Source organism: Kluyvera sp. 1366, from assembly GCF_054823405.1.
On record NZ_JBTRDW010000002.1, the window covers coordinates 377,301 to 397,032 of the forward strand.

Below are 19,732 nucleotides of genomic sequence, written 5' to 3' on the forward strand. Positions count from 1 at the left end.
AAAAACGAAAGGACGGGCATCGCTATGAATATATTCGATCACTATCGTCAGCGTTATGAAGCTGCCAAGGACGAAGAGTTCTCATTGCAGGAATTCCTCGCCATCTGTAAACAGGATCGCAGTGCATACGCCAACGCTGCCGAGCGACTATTAATGGCCATCGGTGAGCCGGTGATGGTTGACACTGCGCAAGAGCCTCGCCTTTCCCGAATCTTTTCCAACCGTGTCATGGGACGCTACCCGGCCTTCGAAGAGTTTTACGGTATGGAGGAAGCGATTGAGCAAATCGTCTCCTACCTGAAACACGCCGCGCAGGGTTTGGAAGAGAAGAAACAGATCCTTTACTTACTGGGCCCGGTGGGTGGCGGTAAATCCTCATTGGCCGAGCGCCTGAAAGCGCTGATGCAGCGTGTGCCGATCTATGTGCTGAGCGCCGACGGCGAGCGCAGCCCGGTAAACGATCATCCACTCTGCCTGTTTAACCCGCAGGAAGACGCCAATATTCTGGAAAAAGAGTATGGCGTGCCACGGCGTTATCTGGGCACCATCATGTCGCCCTGGGCGGCGAAACGCCTGCATGAGTTTGGCGGCGATATCACCCGCTTCAAAGTGGTGAAAGTGTGGCCGTCGATTCTGGAGCAGGTAGCGATTGCCAAAACAGAACCGGGCGATGAGAACAACCAGGATATCTCTGCGTTGGTTGGTAAAGTGGATATCCGCAAACTGGAAAATCACGCGCAAAACGATCCTGACGCATACGGCTATTCAGGTGCCCTTTGCCGCGCGAACCAGGGCGTGATGGAATTCGTTGAGATGTTTAAAGCACCGATCAAAGTGCTACATCCACTGCTGACCGCCACGCAGGAAGGTAACTACAACGGTACCGAAGGGATCTCTGCCCTGCCGTTCAACGGCATCATTCTGGCGCACTCTAACGAATCAGAATGGGTCACCTTCCGTAATAACAAAAACAATGAGGCCTTCCTCGACCGTGTTTACATCGTCAAAGTGCCTTATTGCCTACGCGTTTCCGAAGAGATTAAGATCTATAACAAACTGTTGGATCACAGTGAGTTGACCACGGCGCCATGCGCGCCGGGCACGCTGGAAACCCTGGCCCGCTTCTCGATTCTGTCGCGTTTGAAAGAGCCGGAAAACTCCAGCATCTACTCCAAAATGCGCGTCTATGATGGCGAAAGCCTGAAAGATACCGATCCAAAAGCCAAATCCTGGCAGGAGTATCACGATTACGCGGGCGTTGATGAGGGCATGAACGGTCTTTCAACCCGCTTCGCGTTTAAAATCCTGTCGCGCGTGTTCAACTTTGACCATGCTGAAGTGGCGGCCAACCCGGTGCATCTGTTCTACGTGCTGGAGCAGCAAATTGAGCGCGAGCAGTTCCCTCAGGATCAAGCCGAGAAGTATCTGGAGCACCTGAAAGGCTACCTGATTCCGAAATACGCCGAGTTTATCGGTAAAGAGATTCAGACCGCGTATCTGGAGTCCTACTCTGAATACGGTCAAAACATCTTTGATCGCTACGTCACCTACGCTGATTTCTGGATTCAGGATCAAGAGTACCGCGATCCTGACACCGGACAGCTGTTTGACCGCGAATCGCTGAACGCCGAGCTGGAAAAGATCGAGAAACCTGCCGGGATCAGTAACCCGAAAGATTTCCGTAACGAGATTGTCAACTTTGTGCTGCGTGCCCGTGCGCAGAATAGCGGACGCAATCCGAACTGGACCAGCTACGAAAAACTGCGCACGGTCATCGAGAAGAAAATGTTCTCGAACACCGAAGAGTTGCTGCCGGTGATTTCGTTCAATACCAAAACCTCAACGGACGAGCAGAAAAAACACGATGATTTTGTCGATCGCATGATGGAAAAAGGCTATACCCGCAAGCAAGTACGCCTGCTGTGCGAATGGTATCTGCGCGTGCGTAAATCTTCATAATCGTTATCTGTAAGCGTCGCGGCGCTTCGGTGCTGCAACAGGAGGCCGGGTTTTCCCGGCCTAAGCTTGCAATGCAGTTTGGGGGATTTTTATGGCCTATTTTATCGATCGGCGTCTCAACGGTAAGAACAAAAGCGCCGTCAATCGGCAGCGCTTTCTGCGCCGTTATAAGTCGCAAATCAAGCAATCGATCTCCGAGGCCATCAACAAGCGTTCGGTGACCGATGTCGAGAGCGGCGAATCGGTCTCGATTCCAATTGACGATATTAATGAACCGAGCTTCCATCAGGGCCGCGGCGGCAGCCGTCATCGCGTGCATCCTGGGAATGACCATTTCGTGCAAAACGATCGCATTGAACGTCCGCAAGGTGGCGGCGGCAGCGGCGGTAGCGGCCAGGGCAACGCCAGTCAGGATGGTGAAGGCCAGGACGAATTCAGCTTCCAGATATCTAAAGATGAATATCTCGATCTTCTGTTCGAAGATTTGGCGTTGCCGAACCTGCGCAAGAATCAGCATCGGCAGTTAAACGAGTACAAAACCCATCGCGCGGGCTACACCTCAAACGGTACGCCGGCTAATATCAGCGTGGTGCGCTCACTGCAGAACTCGCTGGCTCGTCGTACGGCGATGACGGCGGGTAAACGCCGCATGTTAAACGAACTGGAAGCTACGCTAGCCGAAGTGGAAACCAGCGAACCGGCGCAGTTACTGGAAGAGGAGCGTTTACGTAAAGAGATCGCTGAGTTGCGCGCGCGCATCGACCGCGTGCCGTTTATCGATACCTTTGACCTGCGCTACAAAAACTTCGAGAAGCGACCAGAACCTTCCAGCCAGGCCGTGATGTTCTGCCTGATGGACGTGTCTGGTTCGATGGATCAAGCTACCAAAGATATGGCGAAGCGTTTCTACATTCTGCTGTATCTGTTCCTGAGCCGTACTTACAAGAACGTCGACGTGGTGTACATCCGGCATCACACTCAGGCGAAAGAGGTCGACGAACAGGAGTTCTTCTACTCGCAGGAAACGGGCGGCACCATTGTTTCCAGTGCACTGAAGTTAATGGATGAGGTGGTTAAAGAGCGTTATGACCCGTCACAGTGGAACATCTATGCGGCGCAAGCGTCGGATGGGGATAACTGGGCCGATGATTCGCCACTCTGCCACGAGATCTTAGCCAAACATATTCTGCCGGTTGTGCGTTATTACAGCTATATCGAGATCACGCGTCGCGCGCACCAGACCTTATGGCGCGAGTATGAACATCTGCAGGCAATGTTTGATAACTTCGCAATCCAACATATTCGCGAGCCAGAAGACATCTATCCGGTATTTAGAGAACTTTTCCACAAACAGGCTGCAGAAGCCTGAGTTTATAAGCCGGTCACTGACCGGCTTTTTCTTTGCAGCAGCCCCGCTCACTTCGCGCCATTTCCTGTTGTTTTTTCATACAAATTTAGCTGTATATGGGATGCGGCCCCACAGAATGAAAAAATGTGCAATTAAGCGCTGACAAGCTATTGATAAGGCATTATCTTTCCACCTTGTCTGTGTGAATCGCCCGCAGTTTGTCTTTTTTGCCCCGCCGCAGGAGAACGCCGTTGAATACCAGCATGATTTACAGTTTGTTCATTATTGGGTCCGTGCTGGTAGCAGCAAGTATTTTGCTCAGTTCCTTTTCCTCACGCCTTGGCATTCCGATTCTGGTGATCTTCCTCGCTCTCGGCATGTTGGCCGGGATTGATGGTATCGGTGGCATCGCGTTTGATAACTATCCCGTCGCCTATCTGGTCTCAAACCTCGCTCTAGCCATCATCTTGCTTGATGGCGGGATGCGCACCAAAGCGTCTTCGCTAAAGGTGGCGCTCGGCCCGGCATTATCGCTGGCGACGGTTGGCGTGATGATCACCGCAGGGTTAACCGGCGTTGCCGCTGCCTGGCTGTTTAAGCTCGATCTGATGCAGGGCTTTCTGATTGGCGCGATTATCGGTTCTACCGATGCCGCCGCCGTATTTTCGCTGCTGGGTGATAAAGGCCTCAACGAACGTGTCAGCTCTACGCTGGAAATTGAATCCGGCAGCAACGATCCGATGGCGGTGTTTCTCACCATCACGCTGATCGACATGATTCAGCAAGGCCAGTCCGGCCTGAGCTGGATGTTTGTGGTGCATCTGGTGCAGCAGTTTGGTCTTGGCATCGTATTAGGCCTGGGCGGCGGCTGGGCGCTGCAGCAGTTGATTAACCGTATCAATCTGGCGCAGGGTTTATATCCGCTGCTGGCGGTGAGTGGCGGCATCATCGTGTTTGCGCTCACCACCGTGATGGAAGGCAGCGGCATTCTGGCGGTGTATCTGTGCGGCTTCCTGCTGGGCAACAGCCCGATTCGCAACCGCCACGGTATTTTGCAAACCTTTGACGGCATGGCATGGCTGAGCCAAATCGGCATGTTCATTGTGCTGGGCTTGCTGGTGACACCGTCCGATTTGTGGCACATCGCGGTGCCGGCGATGATTCTGTCGCTGTGGTTGATTCTGGTGGCGCGCCCGCTGTCGATTCTGGTTGGTCTGTTACCGTTCAAAGGCTTCACCGGACGCGAACGTATATTCATCAGTTGGGTGGGCTTACGTGGCGCAGTGCCAATCATCCTCGCCGTATTTCCGATGATGGCCGGGCTGGAGAACGCCAAGCTCTACTTCAACATCGCTTTCTTTGTAGTATTGGTGTCGTTGATGCTGCAAGGCACTTCGCTGGGCTATGCCGCCAAACGCGCCAAAGTGGTGGTGCCACCAACCGCCTCGCCGATTAGCCGGGTTGGGCTGGATATCCATCCGGAGAATCCGTGGGAACAATTTATTTACCAGCTAAGCGCCGACAAATGGTGCGTCGGCGCAGCGCTGCGTGATTTGCAGATGCCGCGCGAAACCCGCATCGCCGCCCTGTTCCGCGATAACGCGTTAATGCATCCCAACGGCAATACGCGCCTGAAAGAAGGCGATGTGCTGTGTGTGATTGGCCGTGAGCGCGATCTCCCCGCCTTGGGCAAAATGTTTAGTCAATCGCCGCCGGTATCGCTGGATCAACGCTTCTTCGGCGACTTTATTCTGGATGCCGAGGCGCGCCTGCGCGACGTGGCGCAAATTTACGGCCTGGAGTTAGATGAACAGACCAACGATCAGCAGTCGCTAGGACAGCTGATAATGAGTTTGCTCGGCAGCACGCCAGTGGTTGGCGATCAGGTGGAATGGAAGCAGTTAACCTGGACGGTGGCAGAGAAAGAAGATAACCAGATTGTGAAGGTCGGTGTGCGCGTCAGCGAAGACAAGGATTAATCCGAGGCTTTATCGCTCGTAAACTGCGTGTGAACGACTATGCTCACTATTCAACCCAGCAAATACGGGAGAATGTAATGGGACGCGTGGTGAAGATTGGTCAATATGAAATCGTTGATGCAGAGTTCAATAGTGACAATGGCGACACTGTCAGTATTCCCTGCCATACCAATCCCGGCCTGAGTGACCAACTCGACGGCTGGGATGTGGATACCAGTGTACCGGCATGGATTGATGAAGAGGCTGTCGATCTGCAAATCGGACACTATGACAAGCAGCAGGACCTGTGGGTATTAAAAAAACCCGCCTGATTGGCTGGCGCCGCCATTGATGTGAATGGCGGTCATTCCGAAAAGCTGTCTTAAAATGAAGCGTAATATTCGCGATTAATTAACTTTTAACCATACATTTCAATTAAATAGCCAATTATTTCTTTAGTCATTTATTTCCTTTTCAGACTATTTCCATATTAACTCTGTCAAATAACTCCTGCATACTCTTAAACGTTGCTGCAGCTTTTCGTGACGTGCATCACGTCTCAAACGGTCCTTTCCTTGCAGCGCTTATGGCAGCACTGACTTATATCTCGCTGAAAGAATACTTCTTTCCATTTTTCAGCGGACCACTCCTGAGCGCGTACTTGATTCTGGTCAGGCCATCTTTTACTTAAGAAAAGAGAGCAGGTTTTATGGCAAGTACTTTGATAATGAATGATGCAACCCGCTCGTGGAGCGGACTGCGCAAAAACCTCATCGCAAAAGTCGCACTTAGTTTCTCGGATTTAATTGCATTAAATCTGGCATTGTTTTTATCTGCCGCCACCGTTCAAGGTATTTGGGGCGAACTGGATACCTTTATTCCGCCCCAGCAGATTGAATACCGGTTTATTGCCCAATTTAGCCTTTCTATTCTTTGCACCGCCTGGTTCTGGGTGCGTATGCGTCACTACACTTATCGCAAGCCGTTTTGGTTTGAACTGAAAGAAGTGATTAAAACCCTGTTCGTCTTCTCTCTGCTTGATCTGGCGTTGATTGCCTTTTCAAAATGGGACTTCTCGCGCATGGTTTGGGTATTTAGCTGGACTTACGCTCTGCTGCTGCTGCCGCTGATGCGTGCCGTGGTAAAACGCGCCATCAACCGCGCAGGTCAGTGGCAGAAGGAAACCATCATCATTGGTTCCGGTAAAAATGCCATGGAAGCTTTTGCGGCGCTGCAGAGCGAGGAGATCCTCGGTTATAACGTGCAGGCGTTTATCTCGCTGGATGATGACCAACAGCATGAGAAGGTTAATGGCGTTCCGGTGATCACCTGGAAAGACATCAACTGGCAAACCATGGACCGTGACAACACCCAATTTATCGTCGCCACCGAATTTGAGCAGCAAGTGGTGCGCGATAAATGGCTGAAGTTCCTATCCAAAATGAAGTGCCGTTCAATCTCCGTGATCCCAACGCTGCGCGGCGTGCCGCTGTATGGCACCGATATGTCATTCATCTTCAGCCATGAAGTGATGATTTTGCGCGTCAGCAACAACCTGGCGAAACGCTCATCGCGCTTCCTGAAACGCACCTTCGATATCGTGGTGGCATCCATGCTGCTGCTGTTCCTCGGACCGGTATTTGGTCTGCTGTGTGCGATGGTGAAACGTGACGGCGGCAATGCGATTTATGGTCATGAACGCGTTGGGCAAGATGGCGTGAAGTTTAAGTGCCTGAAGTTCCGCTCAATGGTGACCAACTCGCAGGAAGTGCTGCAAAACCTGCTGGCGACCAGCGAGGAAGCGCGTGCCGAATGGGACCGTGATTTCAAACTGAAAAACGATCCGCGTGTGACCAAAATTGGTAACTTCCTGCGCAAAACCAGCCTTGATGAGCTGCCACAACTGTGGAACGTGATTCGTGGCGAAATGAGTCTGGTCGGTCCGCGTCCGGTGATTGAAGCAGAACTGGAGCGTTATGCCGGTGATGTGGATTACTACCTGATGGCGAAACCGGGCATGACCGGCTTGTGGCAGGTCAGTGGACGTAACGACATTGACTACGATACGCGCGTCTACTTCGATTCCTGGTACGTGAAAAACTGGGCGTTATGGACTGACATTGCGATTCTGTTCAAAACCGCTGGCGTAGTGGTTCGTCGCGACGGCGCTTACTAATACCCTCGAGGCGATGTCTGTGCACTTCGGCAGGCATCGCTTTTATTATCCCTTTCTTTTTCCCCTAAGAGTCATTACCCTTCCGGATTGTTTAACAGGTCGTCCGGTTCGTAATGCAAAAATTCACCTTAATACTTCTTAGCCTGGTGCTGCTGGCGCCGCTTGGCATTGATCTTTACCTCCCGACATTGCCGCAAATCGCCGAGGGTCTTAACAGCCCGGTGAGCCTCATCCAAATCACGATTCCTCTGTTTTTATTGGTGATGGGCATTGGCCAATTGATTACCGGTCCGCTGGTGGATAATTTTGGTCGTAAGCCGCTCGCGTTAATTGGTCTTGCGCTTTATATCATTGGCAGCGCGATTGCCGCCACGAGCACGCTGTGGCCGGTGTTCTTTCTCGCCCGCATCATTCAGGGTTGCGCGGTGTGCTGCACGGCGGTGGTGGCCTTCAGCGGCGTGCGTGACCGTCTCAGTGGCGAGGATGCCGCACGCGCTTACGGCTTTCTCAATGGTGCGCTGAATATCGTTCCCGCGCTGGCGCCACTGCTGGGTGGGATCCTCGCCGAAGCCTACGGCTGGCGGATGCCGTTCTGGTTCCTGTGCGGCTATGCGGTGGTGATCGGCTTGATCGTCCTGCTGTGGCTGCCGGAAACGCGCTCGGCGGACACCCTACGCGTTAAAGGTTTACCGCTGGCGCAGTATGCTGCCATCGCCCGTGAACCGCGCTTTCTCGCCTTTGCCTTTGCCAATGCCGGCGCGCTGGGCATGGTGCTGACCTATGTGTCGCTGGCGCCACACGTGCTGATGACCGAAGGCGGCCTGACGCCGTTGCAATTCTCTTTCGCCTTTGGCGCCAACGGGTTTTGGATCATGCTGGTTAGCGCGTTCGTGAACAAAACCATTCGCAAAGCAGGACGCCCGTTCTGCCTGGCGATGGGTTTCGCCACCATGTTGATCGGCGCGATCCTGTTGATGATGGGCACCACGCTGTTACCGGCGGCGTGGCAAAACCATTGGGCGCTGTACATGATTCCCGTGGCGGTTTCCGTTGCCGGCCTGGCGTTCACGGTCGGGCCCGCCACCAGCTACGCGCTGGAGCCGTATCAGCAGCAAGCGGGCGTGGCCTCAGCACTGCAGGGATTTATTCAGATGGCGTGTGGTGCGGGCGGCAGCATGGCAATCGTGGCATTGCCCGTTGCGGAGAAGTCGTCACTGGCATTGATGATGCTGCTGGGTGCAGCGCTGGCACTGACCGCCTGGCGCTGCAGTAAGAAAATGCACGGTCGCGTGACCGCGCTTAAATAACCTCAACCGGAACGCGTGGCGCGAGCGCACACATCAGCTCGTAGCCCACCGTTCCGGCGGCTTTTGCCACCTCATCGATCTTCACCTGATTGCCCCACAGCTCCACCTTTGAACCGATGCCGGCCTGCGGGCAAGGTTCTAAATCGATCATCATCATGTCCATGGAGATGGCGCCCAGCGTTTGCGTGCGTATGCCATCCACGCTGACTGGCGTGCCGGTGGGCGCATGACGTGGATAGCCATCGGCGTAACCACAGGCGACGATGCCGATACGCTGGGCGCCGCTGGCGTGATAGCGATAACCGTAACCCACGCCGTCACCGGCATTCAGCTGCTGCACGCCAATGATTTCACTGGTGAGCGTCATCACCGGCTGCAATCCGGTGCTGGCGATATCCTGCCAGTCGCCGCTCGGTGACGCGCCATAGAGAATGATGCCCGGACGCACCCAGTCAAAATGGGTTTCTGGATGCCACAGCGTAGCCGCAGAGTTAGACAGGGAACGCGGACAATCGAGCCCTTCCGCCGCCAGTTCGACGCGCTTCATCGGCTCAACAACTCCTTGCGGATTCTCCGCATCAGCGAAGTGCGCCATCAGCGTCATTGCACCGACGTTCGGCAGAGCGCGCAGTTTTTGCCACGCCGCATGAGCCTGCTCAGGACGGAAACCAAGCCGGTTCATGCCGCTGTTGATTTTGAGGTACACATCGACCGGTGCCGACAGCTGCGCTTTTGCCAGCGCCTGAATCTGCCAGTTGCTGTGCACGCTGGTGGTGAGGCGGTAACGATCGATTAGCGCTAAATCCTCGGCATGAAAGAAACCTTCCAGCAGCAGGATCGGTTTTTTCCAGCCCTGCTCACGCAGCAGGATCGCCTCTTCCATATTCAGCAGAGCGAAACCATCGGTTTCCGCCAGGCTTTGCCACACGCGAGCCACACCGTGACCATACGCATTGGCTTTTACCACCGACCAGACGCGTGATTGCGGGGCCGCCCGGCGAACAACGGCCAGATTATGACGCAGTGCCTGATGATTGATGGTGGCACCGGTTGGACGTGACATGCTTTTACTCTCCCTGAGGTCTCAGCGCGCCGCGCTGGCGTTACGCAGTGGCGAAGAATGTGGCTCAAAACCTGGCAGGTAGCGCAGCACTGACAAATCATCTGCGGCAATCGCCGGTTTCTGACCGGAAATTAAATCAGCCAGAAGCTGACCGGAACCACAAGCCATCGTCCATCCCAGCGTACCGTGACCGGTATTGAGATAGAGATTGGAGAGCGGCGTGCGCCCGACAATCGGCGTACCGTCTGGCGTCATTGGACGCAGTCCGGTCCAGAACGTGGCCTGTTCGACAAAACCGCCTTCAGGATAAAGATCGCGGACCACCATCTCCAGCGTTTCGCGTCGTGCCGGCAACAGTTTGGTGTTAAAACCAACAATTTCTGCCATGCCGCCCACGCGAATGCGATCGTCAAAGCGCGTTACCGCCACTTTGTAGGTTTCATCGAGGATGGTGGAAACCGGTGCGGCGTCGGCATTCTTGATTGGAATCGTCAGCGAATAGCCTTTCAACGGGTAAACCGGGATGGCGAGAATGTCTTTTAGCAGCGCGGTTGAATAGGAACCGAAAGCCACCACGTAAGCATCGGCTTTGATCACTTCATCGCCACACTTCACGCCATAAATGCGATTGCCCTCACGCAACAACTGATCAACCGAGGTGTTGTAGCGGAAGGTTACGCCCGCCGCCGCTGCCATCGCAGCCAGACGTTGGGTGAACAGTTGGCAGTCGCCGGTTTCGTCGTTAGGGAGACGCAAACCGCCGGTGAGTTTATGCGCCGTGGCCGCCAGCGCAGGTTCGACATTTTTGAGCTGATGCGCTTCCAGCAGCTCATAGGGCACGCCCGCATCGCGCAGCACGGCGATATCCTTGCTGGCACTTTCGAACTGTTGCTGCGTGCGGAATAGCTGCAGCGTGCCACCCTGCCGACCTTCATAGGCAATGCCGGTGCTGGCGCGCAGCGTTTTCAGGCAGTCGCGGCTGTACTCCGCGATGCGCACCATGCGGCTTTTATTCTCTTGATAGTGCTGCATGTCGCAGTTTCGCAGCATATTCCACATCCATTCCAGCTGGAATTTGCTGCCATCGAGACGTACCGCCAGCGGCGCGTGACGCTGGAACATCCATTTGACCGCTTTCAGCGGAACGCCCGGCGCCGCCCAGGGTGCAGCATAGCCCGGTGAAATCTGTCCCGCATTACCGGCGCTGGTCTCCAGCGCGGCGGCAGGTTGACGATCGATAACCGTGACCTCATGTCCGGCCTGCGCCAGATACCATGCGCTCGCTACCCCAACGACACCACTACCAAGAATCACTACGCGCATAAGCCCCTCGTCGCAGCAAAAGAATAATTAACTATTAACCCAGCCCAACACAGCATAACCCGACCGCTATTGAAATCTTACATTCGACCGACTTATTTCACATGTTTTTTACCTGACTGCACACTGAAATCATGCAACAGCGGCAAAATCAGGATTTTTTATGCCTTAAATCCCTTAATCAGCCATTTATTATGCGGAAGGGAGCGGTTTTGACTTTTTTCAGGAGAAAGCGCCGCAGTCATACAATCCACTTATAAACAGCGCATTATTCTGCAAAATGAAAACTAACCAACACTTGTCATCAGTATCAGCTTAACTAACGCTTTTTGAATGATTTTCTGCCAAAAGAATTCGATTGAGATTCAGTTTCGGATAGGCGACAGTGGACTATCATTGAAGTGTTCGCTCAGTTTTTTGGGCCATCTTTACTCAGGATGAGGCCTTAAACGATCGTGACAGGTAACTCCTGCCGCTTGCAAAACAGAGGTGCGCTATGACGACAATCTTTGACGAGCCAACCCGCAACAGTAAACGACTCAGTGATGGTCCCGACTGGACCTTCGAACTGCTGGATGATTATCTGGCGGAAATTGACCGCGTAGCCAAAAGTTACGGACTGGAAACCTATCCGCACCAAATTGAAGTGATCACCTCCGAGCAGATGATGGATGCCTACTCCAGCGTGGGTATGCCGATCAACTATGCGCACTGGTCGTTCGGCAAGAAATTCATCGAAACGGAACAGCGCTACAAGCATGGTCAGCAAGGCCTGGCGTATGAGATCGTCATCAACTCCAATCCGTGTATCGCCTATTTGATGGAAGAGAACACCATGACCATGCAGGCGCTGGTAATGGCGCACGCCTGTTACGGTCACAACTCTTTCTTTAAAAATAACTATCTGTTCCGCAGCTGGACCGATGCCAGTTCGATTGTGGATTACCTGCTGTTTGCGCGAAATTACATTACCGACTGCGAAGAGCGCTATGGCGTGGAGGAAGTTGAGCGGCTGCTCGATTCCTGCCATGCGTTGATGAACTACGGTGTGGATCGCTATAAGCGTCCGCAGAAAATTTCGCTGCAGGAAGAGAAGGCGCGCCAGCAGAGCCGCGAAGAGTATTTGCAGAGTCAGGTGAATACGCTGTGGCGTACCCTGCCGCGTAAAGAGAAAGAGTCGGTGCACGTTGAGGCATCGCGCTACCCTTCTGAACCGCAGGAAAACCTGCTCTATTTCATGGAAAAAAATGCGCCGCTGCTGGAATCCTGGCAACGTGAAGTGCTGCGCATTGTGCGCAAAGTTAGCCAGTATTTTTATCCGCAGAAACAGACGCAGGTGATGAATGAAGGCTGGGCCACTTTCTGGCACTACACCATCCTTAATCATCTGTATGACGAAGGCAAAGTGTCGGAACGCTTTATGATGGAGTTCCTGCACAGCCACACCAACGTGGTGTATCAGCCACCGTATAACAGCCAGTGGTATAACGGCATCAACCCGTATGCGCTGGGCTTCGCGATGTTCCAGGACATTAAACGCATCTGTCAGACACCGACCGAAGAAGATCGCTACTGGTTCCCGGACATTGCCGGTTCCGACTGGCTGAAAACCCTGCATTTCGCCATGCGTGAATTCAAGGACGAAAGCTTTATCAGCCAATTCTTGTCACCAAAAGTGATGCGTGATTTCCGCTTGTTTACGGTGATGGATGATGACCGCAACAATTTCCTCGAAATTGCAGCGATCCATGATGAAGCGGGTTACCGCGCCATTCGTCAGCAGCTGTCGGCGCAGTACAATCTGAGCAATCTGGAACCTAACATTCAGGTCTATAACGTGGATTTGCGTGGCGATCGCTCACTGACGCTGCGTTATGTGCCGCAACAGCGTGCGCCGCTCGATAAGAGCCGCAAAGAAGTGTTGAAGCATGTGCACCGTTTGTGGGGCTTTGATGTGATTCTGGAGCAGCAGAATGAAGACGGCAGCGTCGAGTTGCTGGATCGTTCGCCCACGCGCGGCCCAACGTTGTAAGGCAAAAAAACCGGACTGTCGAAGTCCGGTTTTTATTTTATCGCTTGCTGGCTAAATCGTCCGGCATGCTTTTCTGCATCTTGTGCCAAATCTCACCGCTGCGGCGTCCGTATTCACGCACGCTATCGACAATCTGCTCCTGCGAAGGATTAGCCACGCACAGGTCAGCCAGCTGGCGATAGAAGTTTCGCGCCAGTTCACGCGCTTCCAGACTGGAGAAGTAGTGACGACCAACGCGGGTATACAACCCTTTCAGGCCATTCAAAATCAGACCATAAATCGGGTTACCTGATGCAAACGCCAGGCCGCGGAACACGCGATAATCCAGCTCAGTATAGGCTTCGGCTTTGTCTTCCTCGATCAGCGCATTTTCCAGCACTTCGCGCGCTTTATCTGGATGATGACGCAGCGCACGGCTGATAAAAATCGAAGAGATGTTAGTCCGCACCGACAGCAGATTATCAATCAACTGGGGGACACTATCGTGATCGAGTCGGGCCAGGGTTTCGAGGATGTTTAAACCGGAGGTTTCCCAAAAATCGTTAACGCGCGTCGGTTTACCATGCTGAATGGTCAACCAGCCATCGCGCGCCAGACGCTGCAAGACTTCACGCAACGTGGTGCGGGTCACGCCAATCAGTTCAGAAAGCTCACGTTCGGCAGGTAGAATGGATCCCGGCGGAAAACGACTGTTCCAGATACTTTCAATGATATACTCTTCCGCAAATCCCGCGGGGCTCTGCGCCTTAATCACCATAGCATTTATTTCTCGTTGCTTTCTTTATCGTAATGCGACTCATCATACCAGAGCGGCTATAGCGGAAATAGCCTGCCAACCGATTAAAAGCGCGCGCTGTCGCAAAATTCAGCCGTGAATTCAGATGAAACAACGTTGGCAAGCACACGTTTGCGCTGCGTGCGTGGCTTGCACTTATCGGATGAAGCGCATGGCCGGATCTTTTTTGGCCTCAACGCGACTTAAGTCATTTTTGTACATGATTTTTTCCCTTTACCTGGCTGGCACGGCTGCGCTTTTGGTTTACACTGCGAAACAATAACGGTTACAGGAAAAGCAATATGTTGCGATATTTGAATCAATGCTCGCGTGGACGCGGTGCCTGGCTTCTGCTGGCCCTAACGGCGCTAGCGTTTGAATTGACGGCGTTGTATTTTCAGCACGTCATGGGGCTGCAACCCTGCGTAATGTGTATTTATGAGCGTTGCGCGCTGTTTGGCGTGATGGGCGCGGGCATCGTGGGTGCGATTGCACCGAAAACCCCGCTGCGCTGGGCGGCGATCCTCATCTGGATTTATAGCGCGATTGAAGGCACTCGCCTCTCTTACGATCACACCATGATTCAGCTGCATCCCAATCCGTTTGTCACCTGCGACTTTGCCGCACGTTTCCCAGCCTGGTTGCCACTGGATAAATGGTTGCCTTCGGTGTTTGTGGCCAGCGGTGACTGCGCCGAGCGCGGCTGGACTTTCCTGACCTGGAGCATGCCGCAGTGGATGATCGTGATATTCGGCGCTTATCTGCTGGTGGCGCTGCTGGTGTTGATTGCACAACCGTTCAAACCGAAACGCCGCGATCTGTTCGGACGTTAAACACAAAAAAACAGGCAGCCCTGGCTGCCTGTTTTATGTTTAACCGTTGCGATCCGGTCGATCGATTATATGCTCTTCCCAATCCCGCACTTCACTCTCACGCACCGCAATAAAACGCACTGAAATGCGCTGCGCATGCATCGCCTTTTTAGAACCGGCGATCAGCGGATGCCAGGCTGGCAAGGTTTTGCCTTCCCCTAACACGCGATAGGCGCAGGTACGCGGCAGCCATTCAAAGCTGGTGAGATTTTCACGCGTCAACTTGATGCAATTCTCTTCTAACTCAAAACGATGCTCGTAGTTACGGCATTGGCAGGTTTTGATATTCAGCTGATTGCAGGCCACGTTGGTGAAGTAGATTTCGTCGGTATCCGCATCCTGCAACTTATTCAAGCAACATTGGCCGCAGCCGTCGCACAGGGATTCCCACTCTGCGTCGTTCATTTGGTCAAGGCGTTTAGTCTGCCAGAAAGGTTGTTCAGTCATGATGGCGGTCCGGGTTAGCAAAGAGACCGCACCTTATAAAGGTTCAGGTGCGGTGATGCAAGTTTTACAGAACGCGCGTCGAAATACCGTGACCCGCCAGCGATACTTCCAGCTTGTCGCCAGAACGCATCGGGCCAACGCCTTCAGGCGTACCGGTCAGCACCACATCGCCCGCGCGCAGTGTGAAATACTGGCTCATATAGGCAATCAGCGGCAGAATTTTGTGGATCATATCGGCGGTCGTCCCGTGCTGACGCACTTCGCCGTTAACCATCAGCTTCAGTTCGGTGTTCTGAGGATCGCCGCTGAACTCGGCAACCGGAATAAAACCTGACAGCGGACACGAGTTATCGAAACCTTTGGATTTTTCCCACGGTTGGCCCGCTTTCTTCAACCCGGCCTGCACGTCACGTAAGGTCAAATCCAGCGCGACGCCATAACCGGCAATCGCCTTCGCCACATGCTCTTCGCTCGCCTGCTTCAGCGTCGAGCCAATCAACACCGCCAGCTCCACTTCATGATGCACTTCACCAAAATTTGCCGGGATTGACAGCGGCTGGCGCAGATCGCACACCGCGGTTTCCGGTTTGATAAACACTACCGGTTCGGTTGGCGTGGCACTTCCCATTTCCTTTATGTGCTTTGCATAGTTGCTGCCGACGCAAACCACTTTGCTGACCGGATAATCCAACAGAGCGCCCTGCCAGTTACGATGCTGATACATGCTATTCCCCTGCTTTGGTTGTGTTTGCCGCCAGTGCATCTGGCGATGAAATCTGGCTCAGTGCCGGAACGCGGCACGCTGAGGTGGAATATATTAGCGGGTTTATGGCGGCAGGCGTGGCGGAAATTGTCAAAAGTCATTAATCGTATACAACAAAATCAGCTAAACGCCGGGATAATTGCCCGCAATAAAGGGTTAAAGCGGGCAATTAATTAACGCAAATAGCACTGATTATTTCTACAGGATATATTTACAGAGGAATCTGAATTAATCTTTTTTACCCTGATCGAGATGAATGTTGAGCAGACTTTCAACCGGCGGTGGAATTTGCAAATAAAAGCCGTGGTCGCTTAAACCTTGCTTAACTTTATTGATATCCGCGTTAGCCAGCTTGTCACGCTTATCCAGTGACAGCACCATGGCCAGCTGGGGTTTGCCGAAGCCACGCAGCAGTTCTTCCGGCACCCGTGAGAAATCGTCTTTTTTTTCAACATACAGATAAGTTTGTTCACGTTGCGGGCTTCTGTAGATCACACAAAACATATTTTTTACTCGAATTAACCGATGGCGTCACTTGCCTGAATATAGCAGTAACTATAACATGCTTGCAGAACTTCGAATATTGACCGTTTGATGTTATTGCCGATTTTATCGGCGAGCATTTAAGGGTCGTAAAACAGGACTGAGTCAGCACAGATGTCGCAAACGCCAATCGAATTCAAGGGAAGCAGTTTTACCCTGTCAGTCGTTCATCTGCATCATTCGCAACCCGAGGTGATTCGTCAGGCGCTACAGGACAAAATCGATCAGGCACCGGCCTTTTTGCTGAATGCGCCGGTGGTGCTGAATGTATCAGCGTTAACCGGCGACATAAACTGGAAACAGATGCAACAAGCGGTGATGGCGACCGGTCTGCGTATCGTGGGTGTCAGCGGATGCAAAGATGAAGCCCTGAAAAAAATGATCGCCCGCGCGGGCTTGCCGGTCCTTTCTGAAGGTAAAGAGAGCCGCAAACAAGCCGCGGCGCCGGTCGCTGAAGCCGCACCGGTTGTTGCGGCGGTGGTGGCGGATGCCGCCAGTAAAACCCGCATCATTAATACGCCCGTGCGTTCGGGCCAGCAAATTTATGCGCGCAATGCCGATCTCATCGTCACCAGCAGCGTCAGCGCCGGTGCCGAACTGGTCGCCGACGGTAACATCCATATTTACGGCATGATGCGCGGTCGCGCGTTAGCCGGCGTCGGCGGACAACGCGACAGCCAGATTTTTTGCACCAACCTCGCCGCAGAGTTGGTCTCTATTGCCGGGGAATATTGGATGATCGATCAAATCCCGGCGGAATTCTTTGGTAAAGCGGCGCGCCTCAGCCTGATAGAGGGCGCGCTTACCATTCAGACACTTAATTAAGCCCCTTTTCTTTCGTTAAGGAAATCAACATTTATGGCACGCATTATTGTAGTTACATCGGGTAAAGGGGGCGTTGGCAAGACCACGTCAAGCGCGGCCATCGCTACCGGGTTAGCGCAGAAAGGCAAAAAAACCGTCGTCATCGATTTCGATATCGGTCTGCGTAACCTGGATTTGATCATGGGCTGTGAACGCCGCGTGGTGTATGACTTTGTAAACGTCATTCAGGGCGATGCAACGCTGAATCAAGCGCTGATTCGCGACAAGCGCACAGAGCAACTCTACATTCTGCCAGCTTCACAGACGCGCGATAAAGATGCACTGACGCGTGAAGGCGTTGAAAAAGTGCTGAACGATCTGGCGGCGATGGAGTTCGACTTTATCGTCTGTGACTCACCAGCAGGTATCGAAACCGGCGCGCTGATGGCATTGTACTTCGCCGATGAAGCCATCATCACCACCAACCCGGAAGTCTCTTCAGTACGTGACTCCGACCGTATTCTCGGCATCATCTCTTCGAAATCCCGTCGTGCAGAGAACAGCCAGGATCCGGTGAAAGAGCATCTGCTGCTGACCCGTTATAATCCTGGCCGCGTAACCCGTGGCGATATGCTGAGCATGGAAGATGTGCTGGAAATTCTGCGCATTCCCCTGGTTGGCGTCATCCCGGAAGATCAATCTGTCCTGCGCGCCTCTAACCAGGGTGAGCCGGTGATCCTCGACGCAAACGCTGACGCCGGTAAAGCCTATGCTGATACCGTAGATCGCCTGCTTGGCGAAGAACGCCCCTTCCGCTTTATCGAAGAAGAGAAGAAGGGTTTCCTTAAACGCCTGTTCGGGGGATAACCAATGGCATTACTTGATTTCTTTTTATCCCGTAAGAAGAACACAGCCAATATAGCCAAGGAAAGGCTGCAGATTATCGTAGCCGAACGCAGAAGGGGCGACAGTGAGCCCCACTATCTGCCGCAGCTGAAGCGCGATATTTTGGAAGTGATCTGTAAATACGTAAAAATTGACCCGGATATGGTGACCGTTCAGCTGGATCAGAAAGGGGATGATATCTCGATCCTCGAGCTCAACGTGACACTGCCGGAGCCGGAAGACGTTCCTAAATGATTAAAGCGGTTTCCTGATTTTCCCCTGCGGTGTTGCGCAGGGGAAAATGCTCGCATTAAAGTGCCTGCAGAATCTCGCTGATACCCGCTTTCAGTAAGTCGCCCCGCCAGCCTGTCTGTAACTCAGGTGTGCGCGACGCGTTTTTCAATCCCCAATGCACACTCAGCACCTGATTAATCTGCCGACGTGATGCCAGCAGTTCCTGGCTGAAACCACTCTCTTCACTCACCTGTTGCACCAGCGCTTTAATGGCTTTAAACGCCTGCTTGTAGTGTGGGTGGTCGATCAGATTGGGCAGCGGCTGCGGCAAGGTCGCTTCATCCTGCGCCTGCGCTTCAGCCACCAGCGCCACCATAGCTTTACCGTGGAAGCGGATTTCATGGCCGTTCAGCCCTAAATGATCCAGCTCGCCAAGGCTGCCCGGCATAAAGCGCGCCACTTTCCACAGATTCTCTTCGCGCACCACGAAGTTCACCGCCATATCTTTCTGACGCGCGAGGTTTAAACGCCACGCGGCCAGACGTTGCAACGCCGCAAGCTGACGCGGACGCAGTTGCCACGCATTGGTGATGTCGCGCCAGGCTTCTTCCGGTTGCAGCACATCCAGGCGGCGCTGGCACAGCATATTGCATTCGCTTAGCGCCGCCGCCATGTTGCCAGCTTCTTCAGTTTGCGCCACCAGCTGATGGGCAATCGGCAGCAGATAGGCGACATCGGCAGCGGCATATTCACATTGACGTTCGGTCAACGGACGCGCCAGCCAATCGGTACGCGATTCGCTTTTATCCAGCTCGATTTGGTTGAAATGCATCACCATCGAGGCAAAGCCCCACGACAGCGCCTGGCCGGTAAATGCCGCCAGAATTTGCGTATCAATCATGGGATCGGGCAGGCATTTAAAGCGATGCAGGAACACTTCCAGATCTTCGCCACCGGCGTGCAGGAATTTGGTGACCTGCTTGTCCTGCAACAGCGCCACAAACGGCGTCCAGTCACTGATATTAAGCGGATCGATCAGGATCAGCTGGTCGCCATCAAACAGCTGAATCAGGCCGAGCTGCGGATAGTAGGTGCGGGTGCGCACGAATTCAGTATCCAGCGCCACGGCGGCGTGCTGGCGTGCTTTCTCGCACACGGCGGCCAGTTGGTCATTTTGGTCGATCAGGGTGTAATTCACGTTGTCTTTCTCGCTGCGGCAAACTACGCGCAGCGCTCCATGTTAAAA

Annotated in this window: 18 protein-coding genes; 11 read left to right on the forward strand and 7 right to left on the reverse strand. The window is 53.4% G+C overall.

What is annotated here, in order from left to right; genetic code table 11:
• The first annotated feature begins 24 nt into the window (after nt 1–24).
• The 6 genes from yeaG to ACVLVH_RS05290 all read left to right on the forward strand — a co-directional run bounded on the left by yeaG (nt 25) and on the right by ACVLVH_RS05290 (nt 8,748).
• Nucleotides 25–1,959 carry a protein kinase YeaG gene (gene yeaG / locus ACVLVH_RS05265; protein WP_008110364.1) on the forward strand — a complete coding sequence of 645 codons (1,935 nt, stop codon included), beginning with the start codon at nt 25–27 and terminating at the stop codon, nt 1,957–1,959.
• 91 nt (nt 1,960–2,050) lie between these two features.
• Nucleotides 2,051–3,328, forward strand: a complete 1,278-nt coding sequence (locus ACVLVH_RS05270) for a YeaH/YhbH family protein (RefSeq protein ID WP_101764212.1) — start codon at nt 2,051–2,053, stop codon at nt 3,326–3,328.
• A gap of 230 nt (nt 3,329–3,558) precedes the next feature.
• A complete protein-coding gene (locus ACVLVH_RS05275; RefSeq protein ID WP_192411703.1) occupies nt 3,559–5,286 on the forward strand; it encodes a potassium/proton antiporter in 1,728 nt (575 codons plus the stop codon).
• A gap of 77 nt (nt 5,287–5,363) precedes the next feature.
• Nucleotides 5,364–5,597 (forward strand): DUF1480 family protein, encoded by a 234-nt coding sequence (locus tag ACVLVH_RS05280; RefSeq protein ID WP_110866277.1) that lies wholly within the window; start codon nt 5,364–5,366, stop codon nt 5,595–5,597.
• A 377-nt stretch (nt 5,598–5,974) separates the two neighbouring features.
• A complete protein-coding gene (wbaP, locus tag ACVLVH_RS05285; RefSeq protein ID WP_498948907.1) occupies nt 5,975–7,441 on the forward strand; it encodes an undecaprenyl-phosphate galactose phosphotransferase WbaP in 1,467 nt (488 codons plus the stop codon).
• Between the two features lie 113 nt (nt 7,442–7,554).
• On the forward strand, nt 7,555–8,748 hold the full coding sequence (locus ACVLVH_RS05290) for a multidrug effflux MFS transporter (RefSeq protein WP_192411702.1): 1,194 nt from the start codon (nt 7,555–7,557) through the stop codon (nt 8,746–8,748).
• Here ACVLVH_RS05290 and dadX read toward each other — a convergent pair.
• Both dadX and ACVLVH_RS05300 read right to left on the reverse strand, forming a co-directional pair.
• Nucleotides 8,741–9,811, reverse strand: coding sequence for a catabolic alanine racemase DadX (gene dadX / locus ACVLVH_RS05295; protein WP_192411701.1), 1,071 nt, complete (start codon nt 9,809–9,811; stop codon nt 8,741–8,743). The two genes, ACVLVH_RS05290 and dadX, sit on opposite strands and share 8 nt — an antisense overlap.
• Before the next feature lie 21 nt (nt 9,812–9,832).
• On the reverse strand, nt 9,833–11,134 hold the full coding sequence (locus tag ACVLVH_RS05300; RefSeq protein WP_101764206.1) for a D-amino acid dehydrogenase: 1,302 nt from the start codon (nt 11,132–11,134) through the stop codon (nt 9,833–9,835).
• A gap of 493 nt (nt 11,135–11,627) precedes the next feature.
• Between ACVLVH_RS05300 and ACVLVH_RS05305 the strand changes: the two genes are divergently transcribed.
• Entirely contained in the window at nt 11,628–13,163 is a 1,536-nt protein-coding gene (locus tag ACVLVH_RS05305; RefSeq protein WP_101764205.1) for a SpoVR family protein, read from the forward strand.
• A 37-nt stretch (nt 13,164–13,200) separates the two neighbouring features.
• Here the strand turns inward: ACVLVH_RS05305 and fadR are convergent, their stop codons facing one another.
• Nucleotides 13,201–13,920 (reverse strand): fatty acid metabolism transcriptional regulator FadR, encoded by a 720-nt coding sequence (gene fadR / locus ACVLVH_RS05310; RefSeq protein WP_101764204.1) that lies wholly within the window; start codon nt 13,918–13,920, stop codon nt 13,201–13,203.
• Nucleotides 13,921–14,240: 320 nt separating this feature from the next.
• Here fadR and dsbB point away from each other — a divergent pair, with 320 nt between their 5' ends.
• Nucleotides 14,241–14,771 (forward strand): disulfide bond formation protein DsbB, encoded by a 531-nt coding sequence (dsbB, locus tag ACVLVH_RS05315; RefSeq protein ID WP_101764203.1) that lies wholly within the window; start codon nt 14,241–14,243, stop codon nt 14,769–14,771.
• A 39-nt stretch (nt 14,772–14,810) separates the two neighbouring features.
• Here dsbB and ycgN read toward each other — a convergent pair whose 3' ends face one another.
• The 3 genes from ycgN to ACVLVH_RS05330 form a co-directional block, all read right to left on the reverse strand.
• Nucleotides 14,811–15,257 (reverse strand): cysteine cluster protein YcgN, encoded by a 447-nt coding sequence (ycgN, locus tag ACVLVH_RS05320; protein ID WP_008110381.1) that lies wholly within the window; start codon nt 15,255–15,257, stop codon nt 14,811–14,813.
• 64 nt (nt 15,258–15,321) lie between these two features.
• A complete protein-coding gene (locus tag ACVLVH_RS05325; protein WP_101764202.1) occupies nt 15,322–15,981 on the reverse strand; it encodes a fumarylacetoacetate hydrolase family protein in 660 nt (219 codons plus the stop codon).
• A 267-nt stretch (nt 15,982–16,248) separates the two neighbouring features.
• Entirely contained in the window at nt 16,249–16,524 is a 276-nt protein-coding gene (locus ACVLVH_RS05330) for a YcgL domain-containing protein (protein WP_110866280.1), read from the reverse strand.
• A 153-nt stretch (nt 16,525–16,677) separates the two neighbouring features.
• Here ACVLVH_RS05330 and minC point away from each other — a divergent pair, with 153 nt between their 5' ends.
• The 3 genes from minC to minE are packed head-to-tail and all read left to right on the forward strand — an operon-like array spanning nt 16,678 to nt 18,507.
• Nucleotides 16,678–17,388, forward strand: coding sequence for a septum site-determining protein MinC (minC, locus tag ACVLVH_RS05335; RefSeq protein WP_137385909.1), 711 nt, complete (start codon nt 16,678–16,680; stop codon nt 17,386–17,388).
• Nucleotides 17,389–17,421: 33 nt separating this feature from the next.
• A complete protein-coding gene (gene minD, locus ACVLVH_RS05340) occupies nt 17,422–18,234 on the forward strand; it encodes a septum site-determining protein MinD (protein WP_007889662.1) in 813 nt (270 codons plus the stop codon).
• 3 nt (nt 18,235–18,237) lie between these two features.
• Nucleotides 18,238–18,507, forward strand: a complete 270-nt coding sequence (gene minE, locus ACVLVH_RS05345; RefSeq protein WP_007889661.1) for a cell division topological specificity factor MinE — start codon at nt 18,238–18,240, stop codon at nt 18,505–18,507.
• Between the two features lie 55 nt (nt 18,508–18,562).
• Here minE and rnd read toward each other — a convergent pair whose 3' ends face one another.
• Complete coding sequence (gene rnd / locus ACVLVH_RS05350) at nt 18,563–19,684, reverse strand: ribonuclease D (protein ID WP_192411700.1); 1,122 nt, start codon at nt 19,682–19,684, stop codon at nt 18,563–18,565.
• Nucleotides 19,685–19,732: the final 48 nt, after the last annotated feature.